The organism is Roseimaritima multifibrata (genome assembly GCF_007741495.1).
Taxonomy (GTDB): Bacteria; Planctomycetota; Planctomycetia; order Pirellulales; family Pirellulaceae; genus Roseimaritima; species Roseimaritima multifibrata.
Window position 1 is genome coordinate 1,129,952 of sequence record NZ_CP036262.1, and the last position, 26,421, is coordinate 1,156,372.

25 protein-coding genes and 1 tRNA gene are annotated in these 26,421 nt (G+C 53.3%); 11 read left to right on the plus strand and 15 right to left on the minus strand.

All coding sequences use genetic code 11. The features are described 5' to 3' along the window. Positions 1-66: 66 nt before the first annotated feature. Positions 67-240 carry a hypothetical protein gene (locus FF011L_RS26155; RefSeq protein ID WP_218933000.1) on the minus strand — a complete coding sequence of 58 codons (174 nt, stop codon included), beginning with the start codon at positions 238-240 and terminating at the stop codon, positions 67-69. Positions 241-492: 252 nt separating this feature from the next. Here FF011L_RS26155 and FF011L_RS04230 point away from each other — a divergent pair. The 3 genes from FF011L_RS04230 to FF011L_RS04240 all read left to right on the plus strand — a co-directional run bounded on the left by FF011L_RS04230 (position 493) and on the right by FF011L_RS04240 (position 3,925). Next, positions 493-566, plus strand: a tRNA-Asp gene (locus FF011L_RS04230). Between the two features lie 516 nt (positions 567-1,082). Then, the gene (locus tag FF011L_RS04235) at positions 1,083-1,619 is read left to right on the plus strand and encodes an FKBP-type peptidyl-prolyl cis-trans isomerase (RefSeq protein ID WP_145350407.1); all 537 of its coding nucleotides are present in this window, start codon (positions 1,083-1,085) and stop codon (positions 1,617-1,619) included. A gap of 920 nt (positions 1,620-2,539) precedes the next feature. Beyond that, positions 2,540-3,925 carry a VWA domain-containing protein gene (locus tag FF011L_RS04240; RefSeq protein ID WP_218933001.1) on the plus strand — a complete coding sequence of 462 codons (1,386 nt, stop codon included), beginning with the start codon at positions 2,540-2,542 and terminating at the stop codon, positions 3,923-3,925. A gap of 409 nt (positions 3,926-4,334) precedes the next feature. On the opposite strand, the gene FF011L_RS04245 is transcribed toward FF011L_RS04240, so the two are convergent. The 4 genes from FF011L_RS04245 to FF011L_RS04260 form a co-directional block, all read right to left on the minus strand. Then, the gene (locus tag FF011L_RS04245; protein WP_145350411.1) at positions 4,335-6,935 is read right to left on the minus strand and encodes a CHASE domain-containing protein; all 2,601 of its coding nucleotides are present in this window, start codon (positions 6,933-6,935) and stop codon (positions 4,335-4,337) included. A 68-nt stretch (positions 6,936-7,003) separates the two neighbouring features. Next, positions 7,004-7,444, minus strand: a complete 441-nt coding sequence (locus FF011L_RS04250; RefSeq protein WP_145350413.1) for a response regulator — start codon at positions 7,442-7,444, stop codon at positions 7,004-7,006. Positions 7,445-7,640: 196 nt separating this feature from the next. Next, positions 7,641-8,696 carry a zinc-binding metallopeptidase family protein gene (locus FF011L_RS04255; protein ID WP_145350415.1) on the minus strand — a complete coding sequence of 352 codons (1,056 nt, stop codon included), beginning with the start codon at positions 8,694-8,696 and terminating at the stop codon, positions 7,641-7,643. A gap of 311 nt (positions 8,697-9,007) precedes the next feature. After that, the gene (locus FF011L_RS04260; RefSeq protein ID WP_145350417.1) at positions 9,008-9,490 is read right to left on the minus strand and encodes an MgtC/SapB family protein; all 483 of its coding nucleotides are present in this window, start codon (positions 9,488-9,490) and stop codon (positions 9,008-9,010) included. Positions 9,491-10,016: 526 nt separating this feature from the next. On the opposite strand from FF011L_RS04260, the gene FF011L_RS04265 reads away from it, so the two are divergent. After that, on the plus strand, positions 10,017-10,367 hold the full coding sequence (locus FF011L_RS04265) for a hypothetical protein (protein WP_145350419.1): 351 nt from the start codon (positions 10,017-10,019) through the stop codon (positions 10,365-10,367). A 118-nt stretch (positions 10,368-10,485) separates the two neighbouring features. Further along, complete coding sequence (locus tag FF011L_RS04270) at positions 10,486-11,049, plus strand: type 1 glutamine amidotransferase domain-containing protein (RefSeq protein WP_145350421.1); 564 nt, start codon at positions 10,486-10,488, stop codon at positions 11,047-11,049. A gap of 235 nt (positions 11,050-11,284) precedes the next feature. Here FF011L_RS04270 and FF011L_RS04275 read toward each other — a convergent pair whose 3' ends face one another. After that, positions 11,285-11,593: a hypothetical protein gene (locus tag FF011L_RS04275; protein ID WP_145350423.1), complete on the minus strand. Its 309-nt coding sequence runs from the start codon at positions 11,591-11,593 to the stop codon at positions 11,285-11,287. Between the two features lie 111 nt (positions 11,594-11,704). Then, positions 11,705-12,778, minus strand: coding sequence for an SHD1 domain-containing protein (locus FF011L_RS04280; protein WP_145350425.1), 1,074 nt, complete (start codon positions 12,776-12,778; stop codon positions 11,705-11,707). A 528-nt stretch (positions 12,779-13,306) separates the two neighbouring features. Here FF011L_RS04280 and FF011L_RS04285 point away from each other — a divergent pair. From FF011L_RS04285 to FF011L_RS04300, 4 genes are all read left to right on the plus strand, one after another. After that, entirely contained in the window at positions 13,307-13,573 is a 267-nt protein-coding gene (locus FF011L_RS04285; RefSeq protein WP_246109731.1) for a GlsB/YeaQ/YmgE family stress response membrane protein, read from the plus strand. 114 nt (positions 13,574-13,687) lie between these two features. After that, positions 13,688-15,103 (plus strand): mechanosensitive ion channel family protein, encoded by a 1,416-nt coding sequence (locus tag FF011L_RS04290; RefSeq protein WP_145350429.1) that lies wholly within the window; start codon positions 13,688-13,690, stop codon positions 15,101-15,103. A gap of 79 nt (positions 15,104-15,182) precedes the next feature. Beyond that, complete coding sequence (locus FF011L_RS04295) at positions 15,183-15,359, plus strand: YqaE/Pmp3 family membrane protein (RefSeq protein WP_145350431.1); 177 nt, start codon at positions 15,183-15,185, stop codon at positions 15,357-15,359. Positions 15,360-15,408: 49 nt separating this feature from the next. Further along, positions 15,409-15,915 (plus strand): ferritin-like domain-containing protein, encoded by a 507-nt coding sequence (locus tag FF011L_RS04300; protein ID WP_145350433.1) that lies wholly within the window; start codon positions 15,409-15,411, stop codon positions 15,913-15,915. A 389-nt stretch (positions 15,916-16,304) separates the two neighbouring features. Here the strand turns inward: FF011L_RS04300 and FF011L_RS04305 are convergent, their stop codons facing one another. From FF011L_RS04305 to FF011L_RS04335, 7 genes are all read right to left on the minus strand, one after another. Beyond that, a complete protein-coding gene (locus FF011L_RS04305; protein ID WP_145350435.1) occupies positions 16,305-16,643 on the minus strand; it encodes a DUF4235 domain-containing protein in 339 nt (112 codons plus the stop codon). Positions 16,644-16,834: 191 nt separating this feature from the next. Beyond that, positions 16,835-18,295 (minus strand): SDR family oxidoreductase, encoded by a 1,461-nt coding sequence (locus FF011L_RS04310; protein ID WP_145350437.1) that lies wholly within the window; start codon positions 18,293-18,295, stop codon positions 16,835-16,837. Positions 18,296-18,329: 34 nt separating this feature from the next. Further along, a complete protein-coding gene (locus FF011L_RS04315) occupies positions 18,330-19,052 on the minus strand; it encodes an endonuclease III domain-containing protein (protein ID WP_145350439.1) in 723 nt (240 codons plus the stop codon). 72 nt (positions 19,053-19,124) lie between these two features. Further along, positions 19,125-19,343: a hypervirulence associated TUDOR domain-containing protein gene (locus FF011L_RS04320; RefSeq protein ID WP_145350441.1), complete on the minus strand. Its 219-nt coding sequence runs from the start codon at positions 19,341-19,343 to the stop codon at positions 19,125-19,127. Between the two features lie 12 nt (positions 19,344-19,355). Next, positions 19,356-19,511 (minus strand): zinc ribbon domain-containing protein, encoded by a 156-nt coding sequence (locus FF011L_RS04325; RefSeq protein WP_145350443.1) that lies wholly within the window; start codon positions 19,509-19,511, stop codon positions 19,356-19,358. Positions 19,512-20,883: 1,372 nt separating this feature from the next. Then, positions 20,884-21,252 (minus strand): hypothetical protein, encoded by a 369-nt coding sequence (locus FF011L_RS04330; protein WP_145350445.1) that lies wholly within the window; start codon positions 21,250-21,252, stop codon positions 20,884-20,886. A gap of 432 nt (positions 21,253-21,684) precedes the next feature. Beyond that, complete coding sequence (locus tag FF011L_RS04335; protein WP_218933002.1) at positions 21,685-24,090, minus strand: heavy metal translocating P-type ATPase; 2,406 nt, start codon at positions 24,088-24,090, stop codon at positions 21,685-21,687. Positions 24,091-24,220: 130 nt separating this feature from the next. Between FF011L_RS04335 and FF011L_RS04340 the strand changes: the two genes are divergently transcribed. Next, on the plus strand, positions 24,221-24,553 hold the full coding sequence (locus FF011L_RS04340) for a four-helix bundle copper-binding protein (RefSeq protein WP_145350449.1): 333 nt from the start codon (positions 24,221-24,223) through the stop codon (positions 24,551-24,553). 119 nt (positions 24,554-24,672) lie between these two features. Here FF011L_RS04340 and FF011L_RS04345 read toward each other — a convergent pair whose 3' ends face one another. Continuing rightward, entirely contained in the window at positions 24,673-25,104 is a 432-nt protein-coding gene (locus FF011L_RS04345) for a hypothetical protein (protein ID WP_145350451.1), read from the minus strand. A 208-nt stretch (positions 25,105-25,312) separates the two neighbouring features. On the opposite strand from FF011L_RS04345, the gene FF011L_RS04350 reads away from it, so the two are divergent. Further along, a complete protein-coding gene (locus tag FF011L_RS04350; protein ID WP_145350453.1) occupies positions 25,313-26,212 on the plus strand; it encodes a zf-HC2 domain-containing protein in 900 nt (299 codons plus the stop codon). Positions 26,213-26,421 lie beyond the last annotated feature (209 nt).

Genomic DNA, 26,421 nt, shown 5'->3' on the forward strand with positions numbered 1-26,421 from the left:
TGCGTCCATGGTACCGCTCTACCCCCACGCCGCAAAATTCGCAAATCGGAACGCGGCAGGAGAGGATTAGCGTTTCCGCAGGTCGTTGGAACGCATGCAGAGGAAGCCAAATGTGACGGCACAAGCCGACAATATGCCCCACTGGGTGGAGCTAAGGCCACTAAAGTAGTACATGACCTCGTTGGTGGTTCGGTTGAACCACTGGCTCAGGTTGAAGGCAACGATTATGGCGGTTTGCATGGTAATCCTGATCATTGAATGCGAATGACCGCTTCGGTTTGCCGAAAACGCTCCCTAAAACCTAGGTTATGAATGGCAGAGAGCAGGCTCTGCGGAGGCAATTTTTAAAAAATTGGACGAACTTCGTAAAACTGCCAGGGACGGGCTTGCCAGCAGCTGATCGCTGCGTATACTCTCACACCTGTCGGAGGAAAACGGTCAGAATGCAACGCGTTTAAACGCTACTAATTGCATGTTGGCTAGACCTCATCCGGCGCGGTAGCTCAATTGGTTAGAGCCCCGGACTGTCGATCCGGAGGTTGCGGGTTCGATTCCCGTCCGCGTCGCTTAAAGAACCCTGTCGCAACAGCAAGTTGCGGCAGGGTTTTTTCGTTTCAGTAGGAATCTGTGATTCCTGCGTTCTGGCGCCGTTAGCAACAGTACGGTTAGCAACGATTCCGTCCCAGCGGGACGTGCAATAAATAAATTGCAATAGAACGGTGCAGCGTTTCTCGCTCCCGGCGCGGTCAAGCCTGCACGGCGGGCGGTTCTCGCGGGGGACCTCCCCTGTGTCTCTTGGGCACAGCTGAGGCCAGCTGGTCGCCGAGAAATGTCGCGGCTCACCGACTCGCTTGATCGAGGATGGCGTGAAACCGCTCGCTTTGGTCGTCGCTTGTCTGGAGGGTCTTTGGGGGGCCGAAGCTGCCTCCTGTCAATTGCTTCCGCTAGGTGGAGTCACGTTCGGTGGATAACGGACTTTCGAGATATGCCTGTTTTCGCTAACCTCCCAACCAAATAAGGAAGGCAGGCATCGTTTACGACGGGCGTATTGGATGGATGCTGGATGCGAGACTGGAGCGGAAATGAAGACTTGGTTGCCATGGTTTCTTTTAAGCCTCCTCTGCGTTGTTGCGGGGTGTCGCTCCACTGCGTCGCCCAGCCCGCCCAATTCTTCCGAACTGGCCGTTTCGGATTCCACGCCAGCGAAACGGAAATCCATTTCGTTTGTCGACAGGCCTGAACTTCAGGTTGGAGCGGGGCCCATGGATGCGGAATTCCCGTCGGAGTTCGCAAAGACCGATTCTGGCCTGCGTTATCGGGTGCTGCGAAAAACGGAAGGGGAAAAACCGACGGCTAGTAGCACGGTGACCGTTAACTATCGCGGCTGGCTGAATAATGGAAAAGTGTTCGACAGCTCTTATGAGAAAGGCAAGCCAATAACCTTTCCTCTGCAAAATGTCATCGCCGGCTGGACGGAAGGAATGCAGCTCGTCGGTGAGGGCGGAATGATCGAACTCTGGGTACCCTCACGTCTAGCCTACGGCGAAAGCGGTTCCCCCGGATCCATTCCTCCTCACTCAAACCTCCACTTCATCGTCGAACTAGTGAAAGTCGACTAGTCCAACAAAAAAGGGGTCAGGAGCCTTTTTGGTAGTTTGGGTAGTCTTTGGCGGAAAAAGGGGGCAGGAGCGAATGGCACTGCTGGCCGTTTAGGACGTTTCCTGCGCAGCACTGAGAGCCCCGAGGCTCTCGTGGTATCGAAAATCATTGTTTTTCTAGCCGAAGCATTTTGATATTTTGACGTGGCCGCTCTGCCTGTATCAGTAACGTCGACGTGGCCTTCCCAGGCATGGGTGCTTGAAAAACTTCGGTCAGGGAAGGCCATGTCGTTTTGCTCCAAGTGCCCGCGTGAAGCATCGTCATTTCGCATCTCCAGCGATTCCAGGCTGCAAGATTCATCACTTCCGCTCAGCGAGGTGATTGATCAATCCATTTTCGACGAGGCGTTTGAACGCTTCGATGTCGATTTCTCTTGCGACGATGATGCCGTTTACACACCCGCATTGGTGTTGTGGGCCTTGCGCTCGCAAGCGTTGTTTAAGGATGGCCCCTTTTCGCCATGCACATCTATTATCCCCCAGGAGCTTGTGGTTGATCGTCATGCCAAATTTTTAGCTTCCTGGTGGCCCCCAAAACCGGTACCACCTCACAAGGCCGTCGCCGTTCTTCTCTCATGCGACGCCGAGGTTAGGGCATGCTGCAAGTGGAGCCGGCGTCGACCTTGCGATGTGCCTGAACTAAGTGAACGTATGGACGGGTAAATCGGTGTTGTGTTTTGAGAAGGTGAGGGCCTGCTGCACCTTCTCGATTCCCTTCTTGTTCCCTGAAGGTGCAGCGTCGAATCTACCAAGAGCACCTGAGGTAAACGCAGTCGCGAGTCGAACAGGAGACTAGGGTTTTCAAATTAGTTGGTCGGCTGACCAATACCTGATACGATTGGATGCATCAGCGTCAGTAAACTCTATGGAGGGCAATGGTGATGACACTTCTGAATCGTGATTTTCGGGTTAAGGTTTTTAAGGCGTTTCCCAGCGTGAGCGGGAATTTGCTACTGGGCGTTTGCTTTGCGTTGATCGTCGGCGCGTCTGCGGTGGGGCAGGAGAGCCAGCGCGAACATGAAATCTTGGCACGTCAGTTGACGGGACGAAACGAGATACTTCGTCAGCAAACCTTGGCTCGGTTGGCCGCTAATCCTGAAATCGTGGTTCAGTCTCTGCCAACCTTGATCAAGACCGCAGAAGCCGAAATCGAAGAGCTCGGCCCCGACGATTCCGTGCCGCAGTATGCGGATAGATTGTTGTACGTTGTCGGTACGGCGGGCGAACCCGATGGGGATCGCATGTTGGTCGAAATGCTAGATCATGAAAATTACCGCGTCGCCATGATTGCCGCGGATTCGCTGGGGCAAAATGGCCGCCAAGACACGATTGAATTTCTGAAAAAACAGGTCGATCGTCCCGCCTTCAGTTCGCACTACGGATTTCGCTTTAATTTGGTTCGTGCCCTGTCATTGATGCATCATCCTGATGCAGTGGAGTTCCTGACCCAATTGGAGGCCGAATTAGAAGGTCAGCTTGAATATGAAGTTGGGTTGGTTTTGGCGGAAGTCACCGAAGAACATTTCGCTGGCGAAAAGGAACGGTACGAACGTTGGAAAGCAACGAGGAAAACAAAAGCCGTTGTTCAATACGCCAGTTACGAGTCGCAACCTGATCTGCAGGAAGAACTGCAACCTGATCTGCAAGGAAACCTGCAACCGAATCTGCTGGGAGAATTACAGCCTAAGCTGCAAGGAGAACTGCAGCCTGAGCAGCCGATGCCAAATCAGAAGCTACAAAGGCACTATGGCATTGACATCCATGCGAAGCGAATTCTGTTTGTGATTGATCGCTCAAGTAGTATGCGTAAGAACGCGGGCGAACTGACTAGGTTGGAGCTGGCCAAGATTGAACTTTCGAAAGTGATCGAAGAGATGCCAAGCGACAATGAGTTTGGGCTTGCCTTTTTTGAGGAAGGTGTTCTGGAGTGGCAAGAGCACTTGGTGCCAGCGACTCAGGGAAATAAAGATGCAGCGATGGAACTCGTGCGTCGGCTCGGCTATGGCAGACGTACCAACTCCTATGGTGCACTTCGTGAATCTCTGGTTTTTGATGACCAGCTGGAGATTGTGTTCTTTCTTTCCGATGGGCGTCCTACGTGCGGACAAATCATACGGCCAAGATGGATTGTTGATGACATCATTGAGCGTAATCGACTGCGGCACATTAAATTCAACACGATTGGAATCTCGGTTTCCGGAGAATCAGAGTACTTTTTAAGGTCACTCGCTGAACGATCCAATGGCGAATTCCGCAAGGTCAACTAGCTGGCGGCGAGCGGAGGAGAAACATCACGGCACGCCGAGAAGATCGCAGGATCTGATTCGGGACGAGTTTGGGGGGATTCCACTGCTCGTAGCCGCAAGTTAGATCAACCCGTCGAAAGCCGGGCGACAGGGAAGAATGGTCCTTTAGATTGATCGTCACGTCCGTTGCTTGCCAAGCGATTCCAAGCCGAGATTCGAGATTGAATTTGCGAGTAGCGTTTTCGTCCGCGACGAGTGCCTTGCCATCAAATTGGCAACGTGAATACCTCGGTTGTGTCGCAGTTCGCAAAAAAACTCATCCGCCCCTTTTCTTGGCCGGGCGGCGATGCAACCGTTGTGGTGCGGTCCGTCGGTTTTCTTTGCTGCGATTTCTCTCCGTCACTGATCTTCAAAAATGTTTGGTTCGAGATTAGTGTGCGGCGAGTTCCAGGTCGCCGGTTTGGACCTCTTCATCCGAGTTCGGTTCCATGAATTCAAACTGGAAGCGACATCCCCCCATGGCGGACTCTTCCACCCAGATCTTTCCGTCAAGGTGATCGACGATTCGTTTGCAGACGGCAAGTCCAATCCCAGTACCCTTGTACTCCGATTGGCCGTGCAGTCGTTTGAAAATGCCAAAGATTTGGTCTCGATACTGCGGTGCAATCCCGATCCCGTTATCTTCGACCCAGAACCTGCAGCGATGATCGATGACCTCTCCACCGATACGAACCCGCGGTTTTTCGTTGCCGTGATACTTGATGGCATTCCCAATTAGGTTTTCAAAAAGTTGCGCCATCTGACGCGGATGAGCTTGGATGACAGGCAGGTGGTCAAAAGTGATTTCTGCCTCCGTTTCCGTGATCGCTTCGGAAAGGTTGTCGATCGCAAAGGAAACCGTCTTTTGTACGTCCACTTCACTTGTGCGACGCAAGTCATTGTCCACACGTGAATAATCTAATAAGTCTTGAATCAGTGCTCGCATCCGCCCGGCGCCGTCGATGATGTAGCTCATATAGGTCAACCCGTCTTCGTTCAGCTGATCACCGCAGTCTTCTTTCAGAAGTTCACAGAAAGAGGTGACCTTTCGCAGCGGTTCTTGCAGGTCGTGAGAAGCGACGTAAGCGAACTGAGCGAGTTCCTCGTTGCTGCGGATAAGACAGTTATTGGCGTTTTGAATTTCAAGAACCGCCTTTTTCCGCTCGGTGATATCGGCCGCAATCCCCAGGAATCCGGAGATCTGATTGTCATCGTTGCGAATGGCGGTCACGGTGAGGAGGACTGGGACTTTGCTTCCGTCTTTTCGGATGTACGTCCACTCTCGTTGTTCGGATTCGCCCATGATCGCTTTGGCGATAAATACTTCAAAACCAGGCTCAACGACTCGCCCAAGTTCAACGCTTAATTCCGCTGCACGTGCTACTACTTCGTCCGGATCGTGCATCAAAGCTGGGGTTTCACGTAGGACTATTTCTTCCTTGGTGTAGCCCAACATCGTTTCCGCTGTGGTGTTGTACATCAAGATTAAGCCCTCCGTATCCGTGGCAATCATGGATACCCCGGCCGCCTCTTGAATCGCTGCCTGCATTCGCTGAGTGGCAGCGAGTTCATCCGTCGCAAGTTTGCGCCGAGTGATATCGGTATTGGCGCCTAGCAGACGGCTTGCCTTGCCCTCCGCGTCGCGAAAAATAACTCCCTTCGCGTTAAGATGTCGAATGGTCCCGTCGGGATGAATGACTCGAAATTCACTTTCGTACGAATCACCTTCGGCCAAGGATGCTCGCAACTTTTCCTCCGTCGGTGGAAGGTCGTCGGGGTGAACGCAAGTTGCCCACGAAGCGTACGATTGAACGAATCCCGAGCTTTTTTGGCCGTAGATGTCAAACATCGCATCGTTCCACTTCAATACACCCGATTTAGGGTCATAGTCGAAAACGCCGATTTTGTTAACGCGTGCAGCAAGGCCAAAGCTTTCCAAGTCTGCCGTTAAGGTGTCCGCGAATTGAAGTGATTTTCTCGCACCGCGGGAAATCATTGAAAAGAGGAAGACCAGCATGCTGTTGATGATCAATCCGCCCACGAGGATGGAGTTGGCTTGAGTCGAATCAACGCTTTCGCGGAACGACTTGGAGCTCCATACGTCGAACAACCACGTCCGCCCATAGACGTCAACGCTGTACTGTTTTTTGATAAGCGGATCCGCATCGAAATCCGCTTCGTCGTCGACAAGTTCGTCATACAATTTGTCGGAACCATCGCCGATGCGGATACTTACATGACGTCGAGTCTTGTCCAGCACGCCTTCCATCAACTCGTGAAATACGAAGGGTGCAAAGACAAGTCCATCAAATTCGGATTTGCTCTTCTGCTTAGGTCCATTCGCCTGGAACGGTGCATAGAAAAGGAATCCGGGCGTCTGCAATTCGTCTTGAACCAGGACGATCGGTCCCGTCACTTGAGCGGTGCCCGTTGCGAGTGCTTTGCGTGCTGTGGCAATTCGATTGGTTTCGTGAGCCATGTCCAAACCGATCGCCTTCTCGTTTCCTGTTAATGGCGAGATGGCCAAAATCGGAAAGGATTCGTCAGGATTGGGGGGTGGGTGAATCGCGAAGCTTGGGCGGTCCGTTTGTTGATCCCGGAGGAAGGTGTCGACTTGATCGCCTTTGAGAGACGCGATCACTCCGATCCCATTGATGCCAGGGTATTTTTGCTCAATCCGTAACGCTTCGGCGTATCGATTCCACAGATCGTGGTCGATATTCCCATCCACGGTTCTCAGGAAGGCGACTCCTCCCCACAGGGCTTCTTCGTATTTGGCCATCCGTTCCAAAATCAAATCGACAGTCTGGTCGGCTTCCCGGTCGAACTGAAGGGCCGCGCGTTCGTTCTGTTGCTTGCGTGCTAGGTTCCAGGCAAAGAAGGTAAGGCCGAGAGAGAGTGCAACGACAAGCCAGTGGAACCATCGCAGCGTCCCTGTCTTTTCAAGTTTCGTGCGGATTTTGCTGGTTGCGTGTGCATTGAAATTTCTCATCGGTTGTAGGCACAGACTCGATTACGGCCCGTTTCTTTGGCCTCGTATAGTGCGGCGAATTTGGTTTTTCATGACTGCGCGATTGAGGAGGCACCGTTGAAGTATTCGATAACTAATTGCTCGACGGTTTCCCGCCGCAGTGGTTTCGTTTCCGCTGCAACGACAGATGAAATACCTTGTTTGCACGCGATCGATTCGGCCGTGACGGATGTTGACAGGATCACAACCAGCGGCAGTTGTTTTTTCGCGATTTCCAGCTTTTGATAGGCTTCCAGAAATTCGAAGCCATTCATCTTGGGCATGTTAATGTCAAGGCAAATTACGTCGATTGGGTGCTCAATCGACGCTAGATAATCCAATGCCATCTCGGGTTGTTCGAAGGCAATCACTTCTTCGACCAGCCCTGATTTTTCCAGCACGCGTTTGTGAAGGAAATTATCCGTGCTGTCGTCGTCCACTAACACGACGCGGTGAATTGGTTTGTCAGTAGATACGATGGTGGAGGACATGTTTCGACTGAACGGGTTTGGAGGATAGACTTCGCCTGTGCGAAAGGATTGCACCTTGAACTCGTACCTATCGGATCTGGTTTTGTTAGAAGCCAGATAACAAGAGATGTTTGGTAAGTTGTTGGGATGGTAGCGATTGTGCGGAGGTAGCTACGGCACCCGTACTTGTTCCATCCAAATCAAACGCCGGGCGTCATCAGGCAACGCCGGTGATGACGCGCAGCAAGCAGAGCACCGCATGCACGCTGGACAGGTTCGCGGTTTCGGTCTGGGTGTGATAGGAAGATGTCGGTAACTGCAGTGTCGTGCCGGTGATTTCACCTCCACTCGCTTCGATCAAACGCCCCAGTTCGGTTCGTCCAATCGAGCTTTGCTTTTCGCGGCTTTTGTTCATTTCAACAACGTATTCATCCTTGAAACGATACGAAATCTTCGTTTGATCGCAGGCTAGCTTCAATTCGTTGGTGATGGAGGGATCAAAGTCAGCGACCGAATCACGATTTCGTAGCACCACGTTTTGAACGCTGAGATCATTCGTCGTCGGGAAGGGGCTTGTGTCCAGCACGATCAGGCGTCGCGTTTTTAGATCGAACCGCTGAAACCACTCCGCGACGTAACGATAACTTCGACCGCATTCTTCGCCTGCGGAAAAGAACGCCGTTCCTCGAAAGCCGAGGCGGATCATTTCGATCAGCATGGCAACCGAGATCACGTTGTCCAGTTGGGCAGAGATTTGTCCATCATTTTCTTTCAGGCGATCCACGAAAGAAATCGGCGTACCGGGCTGAAGAAAATCAAGGCCATCGATGTCAAAGATCAGGTTCTTGCGACGCGGGCAGATGTAGGATTCGTTAATCGTGCCTTGACCTAAGTACGTTCCTGCATAAGGTGCGTGAGCTTGCACCCGTTGCCCGCGAAACCGGCCAGCGATGATTGTCATGAATTGTTCGGAGATGGAATCACCGTTCAATTCACCACGATTGCCAGCGATGAAAGCCGCATACTGGAATTCACGCGGGCCGGTGCAAACCAGTCCGTGGCGGTCAACGTGGGCTGATAGGTAGTTGCTCTCTGGATCGTCACCCTGGGCAACTAGCAAACCCTGATAGCGTGTGACCGTGACAGGGAACTCTTCCAGTTCACGTCGCAGCACACGAAAGAAAGCATCCTCCATCCCGACGACGGACGGTTCACGAACGAGCGCTCGTAGGAGGTGCAGGAAATGGGTAAGCGAGCGTCTGGTTGGTTTCATTCAGATGAACCTGGGGAACTGGACAGCATTGCAAGCAAAACCGGCAACGCTTCCCCCTGCTGGAGTCGTCGCCGGAAACACCTGAGTGGGCATCCTGTCGAAAAGCACTTGCGGACCGAATACGTTGCGATCCTCCAAAGGATTTGCGATGGGTGCCGTAGTTTACCTATTTCGCAACGAAACGAGAATAACGATTCGCTCATAAAACGGGCGCCGTTCCCAAGGGGCAGAACAGAGGAAAACAACCTCAATTAGCTCGTGATCGGTAGGTAAAACGCTGGTTGAGAACCAAAAAGGCTCCTGACCCCTTTTTAGTTGGGTTTGGCTTTGGATCGTCGCTTGTGCCATTGTTCTACTTGTCGTTCGATGAAGCCTACGATTACTAGGACGCTGACTGCGAAGAGGGTGACGGCGACTGCTAAACCGACGCGGTCGACGGTGGTGGCGACTCCGATTCCTGCGGTCAGGTAGATCGTCGCTGCTGTCGTTAGACCTTCTACGCCTTCTCGGGAATCATGCACGATTGTTCCGGCTCCAAGAAAGCTGATCCCCACGACGATCGCTTGCAAGACACGGATCGGATCGGAACTGAGGACCGAATCTGGTTCATGCTTTTGGAACTGATCGATGATTTCCTGGCCGAGGATCATCATCAATGCTGAACCGGCACAAACAAAAATGTGAGTGCGGATCCCTGCTGGCTTCCCGCGAATCTCGCGTTCGATTCCAATCATCGCTCCGAGGAAGGCTGCGATTGCGACCGTGGTAAAACTTTGAAGGTCGATGGGGTTCATGTTTCAGTGTCTGCTGAAAGGATTGTTTAATTGAATGTCGGCATCATCGATTTGGTTGCTGCCGAAACGCTAGAGTCAGATCGACGAAAGCAATCGGTCAACATGAATTCATGGCCTAGTGCGTACCATCGAAATCCCAACCCGCTGCGTAAGCGAAAAATAGCAGACCGTGCTCCCTGTCCCTCGCTTACGCAGCGGGTTGGGATTTTGTGATTGGATACTTTGCCGCATAATCCGTGCCCTTCTTCGACCGAGCGTCGCATTCGCTCGGCCCTAGTCGCTTTTACCCGAGTCGTAGAATACGCCTCAATCTTTCGGTCCGCAAACCTATCTCGCGGGCTTGTCTTTTTTGGGAGGGCGGGCATCGCCAGAGTCCAGCTTGTAGCGGTCTGTAACCGGTTTTGCCGCCAGTCGTCCACGAAGATGAACGGGACCAATGGGCTTTTGATTCGCCTGTGGTATGGGCTTTGCATTATGTCGAAATCACTGTTGATGTTTAATTTTACGTTTCCGTGAAAGGTGCCCGATGAGTGACACGAATCCACAAATAGAACAGCAGTTAAAGAAACTTGCAGAAATCGTTTGTCAGTCGCTCGATAGTGAACAGGAGGCGGGCGGCAACGAATCGGAGGCGTTGTTGAAAGCTCTTCTGATGAGCGGGTATGCGAGGCAGGAAGGGGTGTCGCTGCAGGCGGATCTTGAATCTCGCGTGAAAGAGATGTGCAGTGAACCAGGGATGCACCGTGGGGGAGAACTTTCGGGGATTACGCAGCGATTGCAGAGCAAGTTCGACAAACTGGCTCGTTGGGAGTCGCGGAAACCCGAAGGCCAGGACGCGCCGAAAGCGGCCAATTTTAGTTCTGCAACCGATTCTTGAATTCGCGTTGTGTAACGCGCGATAAGTCGTTGCAAGGTCCCTTCGGCGAGGGTTCGCTCCCTGGTCGCGGATCTGTCAATTTGTATGAACGCAACACATATACCTAAAGGATTTCCAAATGAGTAATTCACTAAAAACGAAGAAGATTGCATTTTTGGCTACCGACGGTTTTGAACAGGTTGAACTGACAAAGCCTTGGGAAGCCGTAAAGGCTGCCGGGGCTGAAGTTGTTTTAGTTTCTCCAAAGAAGGGAAAGATCCAAGGGATGAACCATGATGAGAAAGGGGATCGATTCAAGGTCGACCAATGCGTTGATAGCGTCTCTGCTGAAGAGTTCGATGGGCTGGTGCTGCCCGGCGGCGTTGCCAATCCTGACGCACTTCGGATGTGCGAAGATTCTGTCAGTTTCGTTCGCGACTTTTTTAAGCAACATAAACCGGTCGCCGCGATCTGCCATGGTCTGTGGACTTTGATCGAAGCCGATGTGGTTCGTGGACGTCGGGTTACTTCTTGGCCAAGCCTGAAAACCGATCTGAAAAATGCGGGAGCCGAATGGGTTGACGAAGAATGTGTCTGTGATGAAGGCTTGGTGACCAGCCGCAACCCCGACGACTTGCCTGCTTTCTGTAAAAAAGCGATCGAAGAGTTCGCTGAAGGCAAACACGCAAATCAGACTGCCTAGTCGCCGCGTGTTGCATCTTAAACGTTTAACCGGTGGTCGTGCTGGGTAGCTTGCCGCACTCCCACCGGCGCCAGCGATGGGGCTTGTCGCAAACACATCTCATGGGAAAAGGCCGCAAGGTTGTTGCAAACCATCGATGTCTGCTTCCGCTTCTTTTAGGGTGATTTTGCGTGACAAGCGGTGGCATTTTTTCGCTTAACTTAAATCGCGCAAACGTTCTCTTGTCCTTCTGGCATTACTCGACCTTGACCTCGACACGTTCGGCCACTGCGTCGCTTGTCGGTTCAATCGATTGTGTTGTTCGAAGGTAGAGGTACGCTAGCCGCTGGTTTTTTGAACCAAGTTCGTAGACAGCAAACCGGTCTAGTTGCGGGTGTCCTTGGAACAAGAGCAATCGCACCAGCTGAGCCAGTCGGGAATTGCTCCCGACGCGGCTTGCGGTCTTCAAGAACACGAACGGCTTTGGATTGGAAGCCTTCCGAGCAACGTGCCCGTCAATCGGGCCACCGAAGAACTCGATGGTTTGGCTCTCTTTCAGCGACATCGGATAATCTCCCAATAGGTTTGTTTCCACGCGGTCAGCGGTTACAAAATTTGACGGGCCCGTTTCATCCGTGGCTTGGGTTTCACCGGCGTTTGACGCCGGTTTTTCGTCTTAATAGCTTCGTTTTGCGATCGCACCAATCATCCAGCCAGGGAATTGCTGTGCGACTTTTCGTCTTGCGAACGAACTGTTTTGAGCCGACACGACAACCATTCTTCCGTAGCCATAGCTATTAGGCGGGATCACTTCGACTTGCCAGATGTCGGTTACGCCCGCGTCCGCCGCCAGCAATCCCAATTCCAGCATTCGCATTTGACGTTGTTGCCAGGCTTGCTGTCCTGCCGCTTGATAGCGGCGCCGTTGCCGGTCGCGGCTGTTGAGCGCCAATCGCTCACGGCTTGTGGTTTCGTACCGATCTTCCTCACTGACATCTTCCTGCTGGGCTGCTTGCCAGCGGGCGAAACCTGGCCTGACTTCCTCTGCCTCTTTCTCCGTCAGGAGAGCGAGTGGAATGGTGATAACCCCCCATTCCTTCAGTTCCAGTTGGACGCCGCTAACGGTGTACTTGTAGGGGCCGCCTCCGTGTTCGGCGAGGTGTTTTTCCAACGCTTCCAGTGATCCGATCGGCTTTTGGTCGATCGCCGCGACGACGTTTGGGAGGACCTTGCGATAGGCGGTAGGAAGATCTTCAAGGCGATGATCATTGATCCACAAATCACCTAGCTCGCGTTTGATGCTTAGTTCCTGTCGTCCAAAGCCCATCAGGCGGCCAGCAACCACTTCGCCATCGTTAAGTTTCCACTCGGAATCGATGCGTGGCGCCGACGACGCCTTTGCCGCAGCGTCACTTTGCTGAATATATTGACGATCCGGTTCCGAGAGTTGTGCGCGGCGGACGGCGATTAAATCGCCGTCATCTTTTTCCAAGACCACCAAGTTTTTATCGGCAGCAAGGAGTTCCGCTTCGACCCGGAATTTTCCACTCGCATCGGTCCACTGCCTCGTTTCCTCAGCAGAACATTGGGCGAAAAGACCCAGCATGGTCGCCGTTGAAAGAAAGAAGATAAGTCGTTTGGCGGCGTGTCGCATGATTGGAATCACCTGGGCTTGGACGGGATCGATGTAAGGGTGGCCTTGCAACGTCTGAGCGGGGAACGGATCCGCCTCTCCTGGCGATGCACGCATTGGACTTTTCTGCTGAGACCAGGAACAGGTTGGTCAATCCTCTTGTTCTGAGGAAACGCCCTCCCCGCAAACAGAGCGTGGTCGCGCGAACAAAATCGAAGCGGTTTACTCAAGACAATTGTTCGGTGATCACTTCTCATTGCTGCTTCGGTCTCTGAGCAATTCGTATGCAGTTCTAACATTCACTCAAACACTTCCTTAAGCATTTCACTTAAGCACTTCGTTCACTTAAGCACTTCGTGTGCCAATATGAAGGGATGCCTTTCTGAAGGAGACGGTCGCCAAAAACAGAAGACTTTGTTTCCTTCTTTGGCTGCAAACCAGTCACTCTGAACGATGGGCAGGCAGCCACCCGATCTTTTGAGATTGCAGGAGGGCCGGCCACTATTGGAACGGTGTTTGCTTTGGCCTTTGATTTATCAACGGTTGTGAACCGGTGGGACCGTCACGCTCTTTTTCGGCGGTCCACCGAATGGAACGAGTCCCTGCCCCATGTTGAGGGCGAATAAATACTTTTAGGAGATCATCATGTTTTGGCTTATTGGTTGGGTGCTGTTTGGCTTGGTTGTCGGAGCAATCGCACGTGCGATTTACCCTGGATCGCAGCCGATGGGGTTGTTCAAAACGATGTTGCTGGGGATTGCGGGATCCCTGGCTGGAGGTTTTGTCGGCTACCTAATCGTCGGCGGTTCTGCTCTTCAGTCTGCAGGCTGGGTGGGGTCGCTATTGGGAGCCATCGCGTTGATCGCGATTGGCCAACGCCGCAGCGAGGTCAATCGTCGCGTGGGGGCATGATTTAGCCTTCCCGAACCGACTGCCGCTGCGGTCTCGGGCCTTTTTCCTGTCGTCGAACTCTATCGTGCTGATTCCACATCGACGGCACGCTTTTCGCCAACTTGTTGACGCGATATGCCTTATCTGAAGAAGCTGTTCTTTGCTTGCTCAATCGTCTTGGTTGCTTCCTTCGGATCGGCGATCGTGTCGGCTCAGGATCAGGCAGCCGAAACCGTGATCCTGGATCAGGAAGATGAGGCGGAAATTGAGACGCCGGACAAGGTGGAGGTTGATCCGGTCGCGGTCGACGAAGATATTTCGGCTCGGTTGGAGAACATCTTTTCGGCGACCGGTTGGTTCGAAGGAGCGGAGGTGCGGACCGACGAGGGGGTCGTTTTTCTCACGGGAATCGCCGACAACGAGAAGCACCGTGAATGGGCTGAGCGGGTATCGCAGCGGACCTCCGATGTGGTCGCTGTCGTCAATCAGATCAGGGTTAAAGATCGTCCGATCTGGGATTTTCAGCCCGCAGTTTTCCAGTTGCGGCAGCTTGGTCGTAACTTTGTGCAGCTGCTGCCGCTGTTGGCAATTGGCACCTTGGTGATATTTCTGTCCTATTTGGCCGCGAAGCTGGGAGCCACCGTGGCGCGGCGTGTTACCGCTCGCCGACTGGACAGTCAGTTGCTTCAGCAGGTGATCGCCAGCGTCGTGGCGGTCCTTGTCATGTTGGTCGGGATTTATATCGCTTTGAAGGTTTCTGGACTTAGCCGATTGGCGGTCACTGTCTTGGGGGGTACGGGGCTTATTGGACTGGCACTTGGATTCGCGTTTCGAGACATCGCTGAGAACTATCTTGCGAGCATTCTGATTAGCTTGAATCGGCCCTTTCGCGTAGGCGACCTGATTGAACTGGAGGGGCAGAAGGGGTTTGTGCGGCGCGTCACCACCAGGGGAACCCTGTTATTGACCGTGGATGGCAACCATATCCAAATTCCCAATAGCACCGTCTATAAAGCGATCCTCACGAACTATTCCTCGTCACCGCGGGTGCGCAAGGAATTCGTGATGGGAATTGGCTATGACGATTCGGTTACCGAAGCCCAAGAGATCGTCCACGAGGTGTTAACCGGGCACGAAGCGGTGCTCAGTGAGCCATCGCCATTAGTGCTTGTTGATTCACTGGGGGCTTCAACGGTGAATTTGGTAACTCGGTTTTGGTTGGATACGGAGCGTTTTGATGCCGCGTCGGTCTGTAGTGTGTTGATGCGTCAAGCGAAGACCGCGCTGAGTGACGCGGACATTAGCATGCCTGACGAAGCTCGCGAAGTCGTTTTCCCTGACGGTGTGCCTGTAGCGATGTTGGAAACCGGTGGTGCGGCTGAGCGAGAAACGAATCGAGATTCCAGGGTGGCGCACGACCGTGCTGCAAATACGAGGTCGGACAAAGCGGATTCGAACACCGCTGAGGGAAATTTGGCGAACAAAGACGAGACCATACAAGACCACGCCAAAGAAGCCGAATCGGATGCTGAACCGAACTTAATCTCCTAACTGGATTTGTTATGGCACGGGATTCGCGTTTCTCTCTTCACCGTTGAAAGAAATACACCAATCTTTACGGAGAGTCCGAATGACAGCCATCGCTAACGAAAACAGTATTCTCAAAATCATTCTTGCCGTCTTGCTACCACCTTTGGCTGTGTACATGAACACCGGCCTGAGCACGCAATTTTGGTTGAATTTAGTCCTGACCATTGTTGGGTTCTGGGTGGTGGGTGTCGTGCACGCATTGATTGTCGTGCTGTAATTCGAAGCTTTCTCTTCTGAACCCGTTTTCCTTTTTGAGAGAATGAACCATGAATCTTGACTCCCTTTATAAACTGTACATTCACGAGCTAAAAGATTTGTACAGTGCCGAAAATCAGCTTCTTGATGCACTTCCCAAGATGCAAGCTGCCGCGACCGACACTCATCTGAAAGAATCGTTCGCAAAGCATTTGGCGGAAACCAAGGTCCACGTCCAACGTCTAGAAAATGTCTTTAAGGGGTTGGACTTTGAACCGGGGGGTCACCGTTGCAACGCAATGGAAGGAATCATCAGCGAAGGCGAAGAGTTACTAAAAGAGGATATTCCACCACGAGTGTTGGACGCAGCGCTGATCGCCGCTGCCCAGCGAGTGGAGCACTACGAGATGGCCGGTTATGGAACGGCGCGGGCCTTTGCAGAAAAGCTTGGCGAGCATGAAGCCGCGGAAACCTTGCAACTAACGCTCGATGAAGAAGGTAAAACCAACCGCCATCTTTCGCGATTGGCCGAGCGAAGCATTAACTTCTTGGCGACTCGAGTCGTCGCAGAGGCTTAGTCAGCCCGTTTCTCTTAGGTGTCGATTTCATGTGCTGGAATCGGCACCGATGCCTGGCCACGTTGTTTCTAAAGCAGCTGGCTCAAGGCGTCCCCCGCTCCATCCTTCTCCGGCAGCCTTTTAATCGCCCAAGTTCGTAGCTGCCAGTTGGTAGCTGCCGGGGCGAGCCCGGAAATGGAACTCTCGATACTTGGGGCTAAAAGAGGTGCTGAAATAGCCGAATGATTTGAGGCATTCGCAAGAATACGGAAATCAGGAGGATTGACCACAGCAATCACCTAATCGCCTCAAAATCGCAACGTCAAAACTGACGCAGCGGGTTAAAATCTCGACTTGACTCTGCACTTACTATCGCACATCGCAGATGATCATTGGCGGCGGGGCACCGTCTACGAACGCAGTTTGCGTACGGCATCTGTGCTCAGTCGACGTGAAGCGATGCGGGCGACTCCGACGAGGGCACCGGAGACGGCGCCCCACAGAACGGCCTCTTTCCACGCGACCTCATGTGACGCTGGATTCTTTGGTGGATCACGGTCGAGTGTCGTTCGCCATGTCGCTTCAAGTAGTTCGCGGGCGACAAGGGTAGCACCAAGTGCCGCAGCGAACGCAACCGCCGACTCTGTCATTCCGATACCGGCATTTCTGGTATCCGGTTGCCCTACCCCTGTCCGTTCACTTGCTTCATCTCGTACTTGTTCGTATTTCTCATGGAGTGTATCCAGCATGCTATGGTCCTTTTTTGCGGTTATCGATAATTCCACGCTTTCACTGGAATCCGATTAGTCGCAATCTCCATGCCACTTTGCGGTTTGCATCGCGGGGGTGTCACCTGCCAGTTTTCTGGAAGGTCACCGTTCATCGCGAATGATCTTCGACCGTTACCCTTTTAGTGCGTTCGGTAAAGTTGGATTTAGACCTAATCGGTGGGCTTTTCGGCATCCCTTACGATCCCGTTGATCATTTTGGGAAAAACGAAGAAGTGCAGTGGCAGGACTGCGTACCAATAGGCTAGGCCCAGAAGACCGGATGGGCGGAACCGGGCGGTTTGAGTGATGCAGGAATGGGTATCGTCAACGGCTTCCACTTGAAATTCAAGTTCAGCGACTCCGGGTAGTTTCATCTCTGCTGTTAGCCGTAACCATTCACCATTCTTGTATCCATTGACACGCCAGAAATCGACGGCCTCGCCGTAACTCAGTTTCTTAGGATGCCGACGGCCGCGGCGAAGTCCTGGGCCTCCAATTGCCTTGTCCATTAATCCGCGAAGCCACCAAAGCCAATCGGCGCCCCAGTATCCATATTTCCCCCCGATTTGGCTTAACGCTGTAAAAGTTTGACGAGCCGAAGCATTTACGTTTCTGCGACGTTGATCCAAGAAAACCTTTCCGCCGGACCATTCGGGATCACCAGGCATTGCTCCGGCCGTCGACCATCGAGTTTCGACGTCGTCCATCCGCCACTTCCCCAGCGCCGCATCGATCGCTTCTTTCACTCCCAATAGAGGTCCTGGCATCAAACGTTGCGCTGTGTCGTCGCGGCAGACGGTGCGGTTGCGAAGTCCCTCGGCGAGCGGTCTGGCGATGCTTGCGTTGACCGGGGTTACCAGAGATATCCAAGCGGAACTTAGTTTCGGGGTTAGCACGGGGATTGGCAGAATGATTCGTTTGGTCAGTCCTAGAGATTTGGCCATCACCTGCATGAGCTGTTGGTAAGTGAACACATCTGTCCCGCCAATATCGATCACTCGGTCGGCGGTTTCAGGGACTTTTAGGCATTCGACTAGGTAGCGTAAAACGTCACGGATCGCGATCGGTTGTGTTTCCATTTTTACCCATTTGGGCGTGATCATGATCGGAAGTCGTTCGACAAGATATCGAAGGATTTCGAAAGATGCGGAGCCTGATCCGATGATCATCGCGGCCCGAAAAACCGTTGTGTCGAATTCACTGTTGCATAATATTTCAGCGACTTCACGTCGGCTGTGCAGGTGACGGCTTAGATCCGGGCCCAGTTCTCCCAGGCCGCCAAGATAGATAATTCGCCGGCAGTTCGTCCCACGCATGCCTGTCAAAAAGGCGTTGGCAAGTTCACGATCGCGTTTCGCGTAGTCCTCTCCCGCACTGATCATCGAATGGACTAAGTAGTAGACCGCATCGGTATCTTGGGCTGCTCGATGAACGATTTCGGAGTTGTCCAGGTTCCCTTCGATGACCTCCAGTTGCGGGTGCCCTGCCCACGAAAACGCTCGGATTTTCTCAGGGCTGCGTACCAGGCATCGGACCTCTAGGCCCTCTTCTAACAGCTTCGGAACCAAACGCCCGCCGACGTAACCGGTGGCTCCACAAACCAGGACTCGATTGATTTCTGCTTGCGACAAAATCTACTCCAGGGGGCGAACCCGATTTGAAAATTCAGTTTGCACTTGAGGGCTCTGCTTTACCAGAGGTTCTTTTTTTGCTCAGGCTCGTTCCGCTCGCGGTCTCTTCGGCCCGCTTTTGGCAAAGGTGTTGAAGCGGGCACGTCGCACACTTTGGCGCTCGTGCTAAGCAAACTTTCTTGCCGAACTGAATCAGCCAGAAGTGTCCTTCGCGAAAAGCCCACGAAGGTGCCGTCTTCTCTAAAGCCGCAGCTGTTTTCTCCGCTGTTGTGCCCCGAGCGATTCCGGTTCGGTTACAGACTCGATGGACATGCGTGTCGACAGCAATCGTGTCGATAGCGAAGGCGAACTGCAGCACGATGTCGGCACACTTCCTGCCGATCCCCGGCAATTGCATCAATTCGGTTCGGGTGTTTGGCACGACTCCATCAAAGTCGTCCAATAAAGCATGGCAGAAGTTGTGAATGTTCTTCGCTTTTAGATTGTACAGTCCACAAGGCTTGATCGCTGTCTTGACATCCTCTTCGCTCAGATTCAACATCGTTCTTGGCGTGCGAGCAAGTCTGAACAATGCCTTGGTAGCGGTCGCGGTGTTAGCGTCCCGCGACTGTGCCGACAACATGCAAGAGATGCACGAGCGGAATGGATTGGGCTGTCGTTTAGGCCCCATTGCCCCGGGCACTCGACCTGGCATCTCGGAAGATAGTATCCGAAATGCCTGTGCGATTTGCTCTGGTGGCAATGATTGATGTGCCATCAGAGGCCCTCTAGCGGTGGATTAAGAGAACAGAAAGACGTTCTATTGTAGGCATCGTGTCAAGACTTGCCTTTACGTATCACTTTCTAGTTCCGATTCCAGCTTGAGGACGTTGTTCGTGTCGTCAACCGTCACGTAGTAGGCTGGATTGTCGGTGCACCCGTTCCGGGTGACTTCCGTCCCGTCGATTTTTCGCGTTACTTTTTTAGTGAAGGTTGATTGGACCTTACCTCGTCCATACCCGTCGCCCCATTTCCACTTCACTTTCGACCCTTCGTGATATTTAGCCATCGTGTTGTTAGCCTATTCAGGGGAATCAATGGGAGGGTGTTTGGTCGGGGTAATATCTCCCGGGACATTGACGTAAATTTTCTTTCCGCATTGAGGGCACGCTGGGGCACGGTCGTCGACATCCTTGCCGCAGTGCGGGCATTTGACATGATTCAGAGGCGTTGTCATCGGTCGTCCTTTGATTAGGGGAGTCACTATGAATGTGCAGAGGTTGGCAGGTCGAGAATGGTTTTTGATAGAACGGGTAACAGAGATTTGAATGCCTGAATTCCGCAAATATTATTCGGACGTCTCGCCGAATAACGAGTCCGTTTTATCTGTGCCTTTCTCTTCTGCCGTTATGGGATTCCGCATTTTTCGTGCCATCGAGCTCGCTATTAGACTCGGGCTGGCGGAGAACCGCATTTCGATCGTACGAGAGAGTATCTGCCAGTTGTGAGCCCCCCGGGGCAAGCCCGGAAACGGAACTCTATTAACCAAATTTCAAATCTTGGCTGCCTGCCAGGCAAGCTGGCATGGGGCCTTTTCTATCTGCCACACTTGCAACTTATTTATCGCACGTCCCAAACGAAGTCTGGTTTCCGGGGATGTTCCGCGACGTGCGAATGCGATAATCACCAATCACAAAGATCGTAACCAATCCGAATAGGACTCTGTTCATCAAAAAAATTAGAAGTTGGCGGCTGATAGGCAGGCGATGCCAATGCTTTGGATCGAGGGGGCACAGGAGAGCAACTTAGCTGCAACGGAAGACAACGACACCAGCCGAACGAGTCAGAAGGCTCGTCCGGCTGGAGAACGATAAAAGAGAAAGCGTGACGCTGGTCGGTTGTCTTGGGGCGTTATTGGAGAATTAGGATTCGTTGAAATCCTCGTGAATCGCGGAGGTTCATCCGTAAGTTCTGCTGAATCCCGCTATCGGTAATCTCCTTGTCTCATCCCTGACAACAGACCTCCCGCGTTACGCTGCGTCGGTTTCGTCTGTCGTGATCGCGCGATCGCCACAACATGCGTTCTCAATAGAACAGCAGTATGCACGTTTAAGGCAGCACGTCGGTTTGCCCGCAGTTGCTGAAACTGCGTCGGTCGTTGCGGAGGATTTGGCATCGTCACAGCAGGCTGCGTTCGAGAGGCAGCAAGCCGCGCCTTCGCTACAGCATGAAAGCTGGTTGGTTGCGTTTTCCGTCTCGGTAGCCGTCGCGGATGATTTGCCATCATCGCAGCATGGTGCCTCGGCGAGGCAGCAAGGTGCGTCCTCGGTACAACAATCTACGGGGACGGAACAGCAGGCAAGGCCCGCGTCGCAGCAATCCGCGGACTTCGTGCAGCACGCCGATTGAGACGCTGTCATTACGTCTGAATTGGCAGCGGGGGCACAAGTAAAGGCAAACAAAACCGTCGAGAAAATAGTCGCTAACATAATCGAAACTCCAGGATGGATGGCGCAGTCAATATCGACGTGAGCCATCAAGGAAACAAACACAAAACGATCTTCAGATGGATGTCGTTCAGGCTTCGTAAATCGAAGCTCTACTCACAGCTAAATCTGAAGGCGTACGTGTTGTTCAATCAGGGAGTTGGATCTGGGAAATCGAACCGGATCGACAAAGGCGACCGAATCCATTTTCCAATCGACGATAGCGAAATCGCTATGGAGAGAACCGCTGGACGCCGACTCAGCGCCGGACGTTCTGGGCGGTAACCAAACGGGGGCGTCGCAGGATGCCATCGCTGGGCATTCATGCGACGGATTTTCGCCGCAACAATCATGAGCGACATGTTGCGATTGGCAACACGCCTCCGGGCAAGGTTGCCCTGCCCGAACCGCAGGAGAAGCTACCAACAGAACCGCGATCACCGCAAATGCGGCGAAGATTCGAGCGGTGGTGTTGGTGCGGCGGCGGTTCATTGTGAATCGTTCCAAAAACGCGAACGTATGCTGTGGGAATCGGTACGAGCGACTGGTAAGCAGGGCTCCGTTCCCCAGAGGAATTGACGTTACAACTGCACTCTGCTGAGAGAAAGTAATAACGATCAAATCTTGGGATAGGTCACTGCTCCCCTTTGCTTCAATGCTCTTTAGATGATTTTCGCCGCCATTTCTTCACGAAGCTGAAAAAGAAATTGAAGAAAATTTGGATGCCTCTCCGCCATGGAACCAACTAACGCGTCCGATTTCGTTGGAGTCATCGCGGAGGACTTTCGCGAATTTTTCGTTCCGCTCGTCGTCTATGAGCATTGGGGATGTTTTCGAAAAGGTCGTTTGCCGTTAGCCGGTTTCCTCTTCGTGCGAAATCACTTCCCCGTTTTCACGAACTTGGGACGCGACCATCAAACGTGATTAGTCAAGTTTCACTGAACGCAGTCGCAGTGCGTTTGCGATCACCGAAACGCTACTGAAACTCATCGCCGCCGCCGCGATCATCGGACTGAGCAGCAGTCCAAAGACGGGGTATAAAAGCCCTGCAGCGATAGGGATTCCCATCGCGTTGTAGACAAAGGCAAAGAACAGGTTTTGGCGGATATTGCTCATCGTTTTACGGCTTAGGTTCCCCGCAGCGGCGACACCACGCAGGTCGCCTCCGACAAGTGTTACGCCAGCCGATTCGATCGCCACGCCTGTTCCTGTGCCCATCGCAATGCCAACGTTCGCTTCGGCAAGTGCGGGTGCATCATTGATTCCGTCACCGCACATTGCCACGATCTTGCCATCGTTTTTTAATTTGCGAACGAAGGCATGCTTGTCCTCAGGGGAGACGCCCGCGTGGAATTCATCGATGCCCAGTTTCGTGGCGACGGCTTTGGCCGTTGGTTCGGCATCGCCGGTTAGCATGATGACCTTCAGTCCCAGTTCATGTAGCGTTTGCAGCGCGTTCGGCGTGCTTTCTTTAATCGGGTCGGTGATCGCAAGGATTGCCGCAAGCTGATCGTCGATCGAGACAAAGACGACGGTTGCCCCTTCGGTTTGATGATTTTTCGCAGCGTTAAGACCAGCGTCGACTTCGGCCACGTTGTGCTGCTGCAGTAAATCGGTTTTGCCGATCAAGATCGTGTGGTCGTCGACGTGAGCTTGTACGCCTCCGCCGGTGATGCTCTTGAAATCGGTGGCTTCGTGTATTGGAAGGTCATCTGCTTTGGCGCGACGGACGACGGCGTCCGCGAGCGGGTGCTCGCTTTGTGCTTCGACGGATGCAGCTAAGATCAACACGTCGTCTTCACTCCATTTGCCGAATGTTTCGACGGCAGTGACGGCGGGCCGCCCTTGAGTCAGGGTGCCTGTCTTATCAACGACAATCGTGTCGACTTTTTCCATGACCTCCAGTACTTCCGCATTTTTGATCAGCACGCCTTCTTTGGCACCGCGACCGACACCGACCATTACGCTCATCGGTGTTGCCAGTCCCAGTGCACAGGGGCAGGCAATAATCAGAACCGCCACGGCGGCAACAAAAGCGTGAGCCAACTGCGGTTCGGGGCCCCACACCGCCCAGCCAATGAAGGCGGCGATCGCGCACGCGATGACCGTTGGGACGAAGTAGCGTGCAACCACATCGACCAGTTTTTGAATCGGTGCACGACTTCGCTGGGCGTCGGCTACCATTTGTACGATACGGTTCAGGACGGTGTCGCCTCCCACACCGATCGCCTCCATTACCAACGCGCCGGTCTGGTTAAGCGTCCCACCGGTGACCGAATCGCCTTCGGATTTCTGAACCGGAATCGGCTCGCCCGTCAGCATCGACTCGTCAACGCTGCTTGACCCACTCATCACGCGTCCGTCAACCGGGACCTTCTCGCCAGGGCGGACCCGCAATCGGTCGCCCTTGTGGACGGAATCTAATGCGACTTCTTCTTCACCGTTATCGCTGATTCGTGTGGCGGTTTCAGGGGCTAGCTGCATCAGTTCGCGAATCGCGCCGCCGGTCTGCTGGCGGGCTCGCAGTTCTAAGACTTGCCCTAGCAGTACTAAAGTAATGATTACCGCGGCGGCTTCGAAGTACAGCGGTGGAACTCCATTTTCAAAGAACGCCTCGGGAATCACGCCTGGCATTAACACGACGATCAGACTGAACAAATAGGCCGCCATCGTCCCGACCATGATTAGCGAGAACATGTTTAGGTTCATGCTGCGAAACGATTTAGCACCTCGTACTAAAAGAGGCCAACCCGCCGAAAAGACAACCGGTGTTGCAAGTGCCAGTTGCAGCCAACCAAACGCGGTGTTGCTCATCCAGTCTGCAACACGCAAGCCCAGCATTGGGCCCATCGCGATCACCAGCAGTGGCACAGACAGGGCGACTCCGACCCAGAACCGCCGCTTCATGTCGTTGTACTGTTCGTCGTCACCATCGTTGGCGATGTCGACGAATTTCGGTTCCAAGTCCATGCCGCAAATCGGACAGTCGCCTGGACCGACTTGCTCGATTTCCAGGTGCATCGGGCAGGTATAGATCGCGGATGAATCTGCAGGCTGTGGTTTTTTAGCACTCACGTTGGTGGTTGAAGGACCATGTCCGCCGCAGCACGAGTGTTTGCCGCTTTCGTCCGCAGGCTGAGCGTCTTTATTTTCGCCGTCTTTTTTCGCTCGAGCCTCGAGGACTCCAGCGGGATCATCCTCGAATTTTTGTTGGCAGCCGGCACTGCAAAAGTAGTAGGTTTTACCTTGGTACTCGCTACTACGTGAATCGTGCGTCTTGACGGTCATTCCGCAGACGGGATCGGTGGCGGTGATCTGAATCGTAGCCATTCTTATACCTATGCTGTCTTTCTGACGATGTTGAATATGCCCCGTAATGGTATGCAAGTTGCATTCCGTTTCAGCAGCGGCAACGGGGCCGCACCTTTTTCCGCTCGACGTTAGCGTCAGGAGACATCGAATGAGTAACGCAACTGTAACCAAGCAAGACTGTATCGAGAATTGCCAAGAATGCCGCACGACTCTTAATGACATGCTGACGGCAACCTGCCTTGCCGAAGGTGGCGATCATGTCGATCCATCACACGTTAAACTTATGCTGGACTGTGCCGCCGCGTGCAACGCATGTGTTGATTTTATGTCTCGCAACAGCGACTTTCATTCCCTTTACTGTAGAGCTTGCGCTGAAATCTGTCAGGCCTGTGCGGACAGTTGCCTAAAAATTGGCGGCATGGAAACGTGCGTGGAATGCTGTCGTAGGTGTCATGAGAGCTGTTCAGCGATGGCGTCGTAGTGACGTCGGAAATCCGAATGTCCTGATCACCGGCAGAGGAAACCATCGCGACGCTAGTACGCCCCTCGTAAATTCCGGTTGCGACGTCGGCGGCGTTTCTACTTCCGAATTTGGGCCAGTTAGAACGCTGGCGGGGTAACGCCGTGATCCTTCAGGGCTGCCAGGTATTTTTCCGGATCGGCAAGCAATTTCTTTTCGCATCCCGAACAGCAGATGAAGACGGCTTTGCCTTCGACGTTAATCTTTTCCGGCGTGCCCATCGTGCCAAGCATCTCGGCGGTGACAGGGCAAATGTGCTGGGCCATTGCCAATTTATGGTCCTCCGGCGACAGTCCCTTCAGCTCGGGCATCTTTTCAGTCATCGGCGACGTCCCCGTTTCGGAGGCGTTCACATGGAGGTCATGGTCAGCCGGTTCATCGCTGTTCGGCGTTGCTGGTGACGCGAGCTTGTCGGGATCGGGCGAACTACAGCCGTAAACCCCCAAGAGGAAAACACCAAGTAGGATAGGGATGAATAACGCACCCCGGGTGGGGGGAAGTGTTGAACGCATCTCGGTTGCCTGTGTGAAAAAGGGGAGGTTGGTGGTTCGGTAGTCCACCAATTCAGATGCATAGCAGTGCGGTTTCTTCGTGATTCGCCGAATTTAGTTCGCTATTCGGTCAGAATTCTTCTTTTTGCGTCGAAGATGCGAAGAAACGAGCCGGTCGAGCATCCAAACCTGTGTATGTAAAACTTCCCTCTGACTGAGTGAGCGGGTCATGTCAACCAACGATTGCCAATCGATGCAGCTTCTGCTGTCGGCCTACCACGACGGTGAGCTATCGACTGCGCAGTCCAAGACCGTCGCGAAACATATTGAATCGTGCACCGTCTGTACGGAAGAGCTACGTCAGTTTGTGTCGCTTGGAGCGGTTTTTAGTCAGTCCCCAGTGCCGGCAACCCCAGCGGGGATCTGGCAAAAAATCGAAGCCGAGTTACCGAGGGCTGTCGAGCCCGTGTCGCCGTCGCGTCGATTTGGAGACTGGTTTCGACAGTCTTCTTATGGGCCGGCAATCGCTTCAACGGCCGCTTCAATTTTGGTGCTGGTGGGGCTGGGGATTTGGTATGGCGGAGAAGTCGATCATGCGGGGAGTGGTGGCAGGATGGCGATGCCGTCGCATGGTGAAATGCCGATGGATCCCGACCACATGAAAGAGTTTGCCGGAGTGATGGATGATTACTTGCAACAACTTTCTACAAACCCAGATCAAGCTGAGCAGATGCTGTTGGCAAAATACCACGGCGAGAAAGTCGACGCGGAGTCTGCGGTACGGCTAGTTGGCTATCGCCCGATTGTCTCAGGAGGGTTGCCAGACGGTTATTCGCTCGCGTCAACGAGTGTCCTGGAGATGCCATGTTGCACTTGTGTCAAAGCCGTCTGTAAACGCAATGATGGTTCAACGTTGGTGCTTTTCGAGCACGATGACGAAGAGGCAGCATGGTTTGGCAATCGACCTTCCAGCATGGCCAAGTGCGGTGACAAGAGCTGCTGCCTAGTGGATCTGGATTCCAGTATCGCAGCGACCTGGAAGCAAGGGACAAGAAGCGTGACCGCGGTGGGAGTGCGAGATGCAGAGGAAGTGGCGAGGTTAGTGGACTGGTTGGGGAAAGGGATTTAGCGGGGGAGTGGTGGAGACAAGGAGACGAGGAGACGAGGAGACGAGGAGACACGGAGACACGGAGACACGGAGACAAGGAGACAAGGAGACAAGGAGTGAAGGAGTGAAGGAGTGAAGGAGTGAAGGAGTGAAAAGGATGTGCTGAGGAAGGTTTGAGGTTGAGCGTGGTTGTCTTATGAGCTGGCTTTTGTTCGATTCTTCCGGCTCCC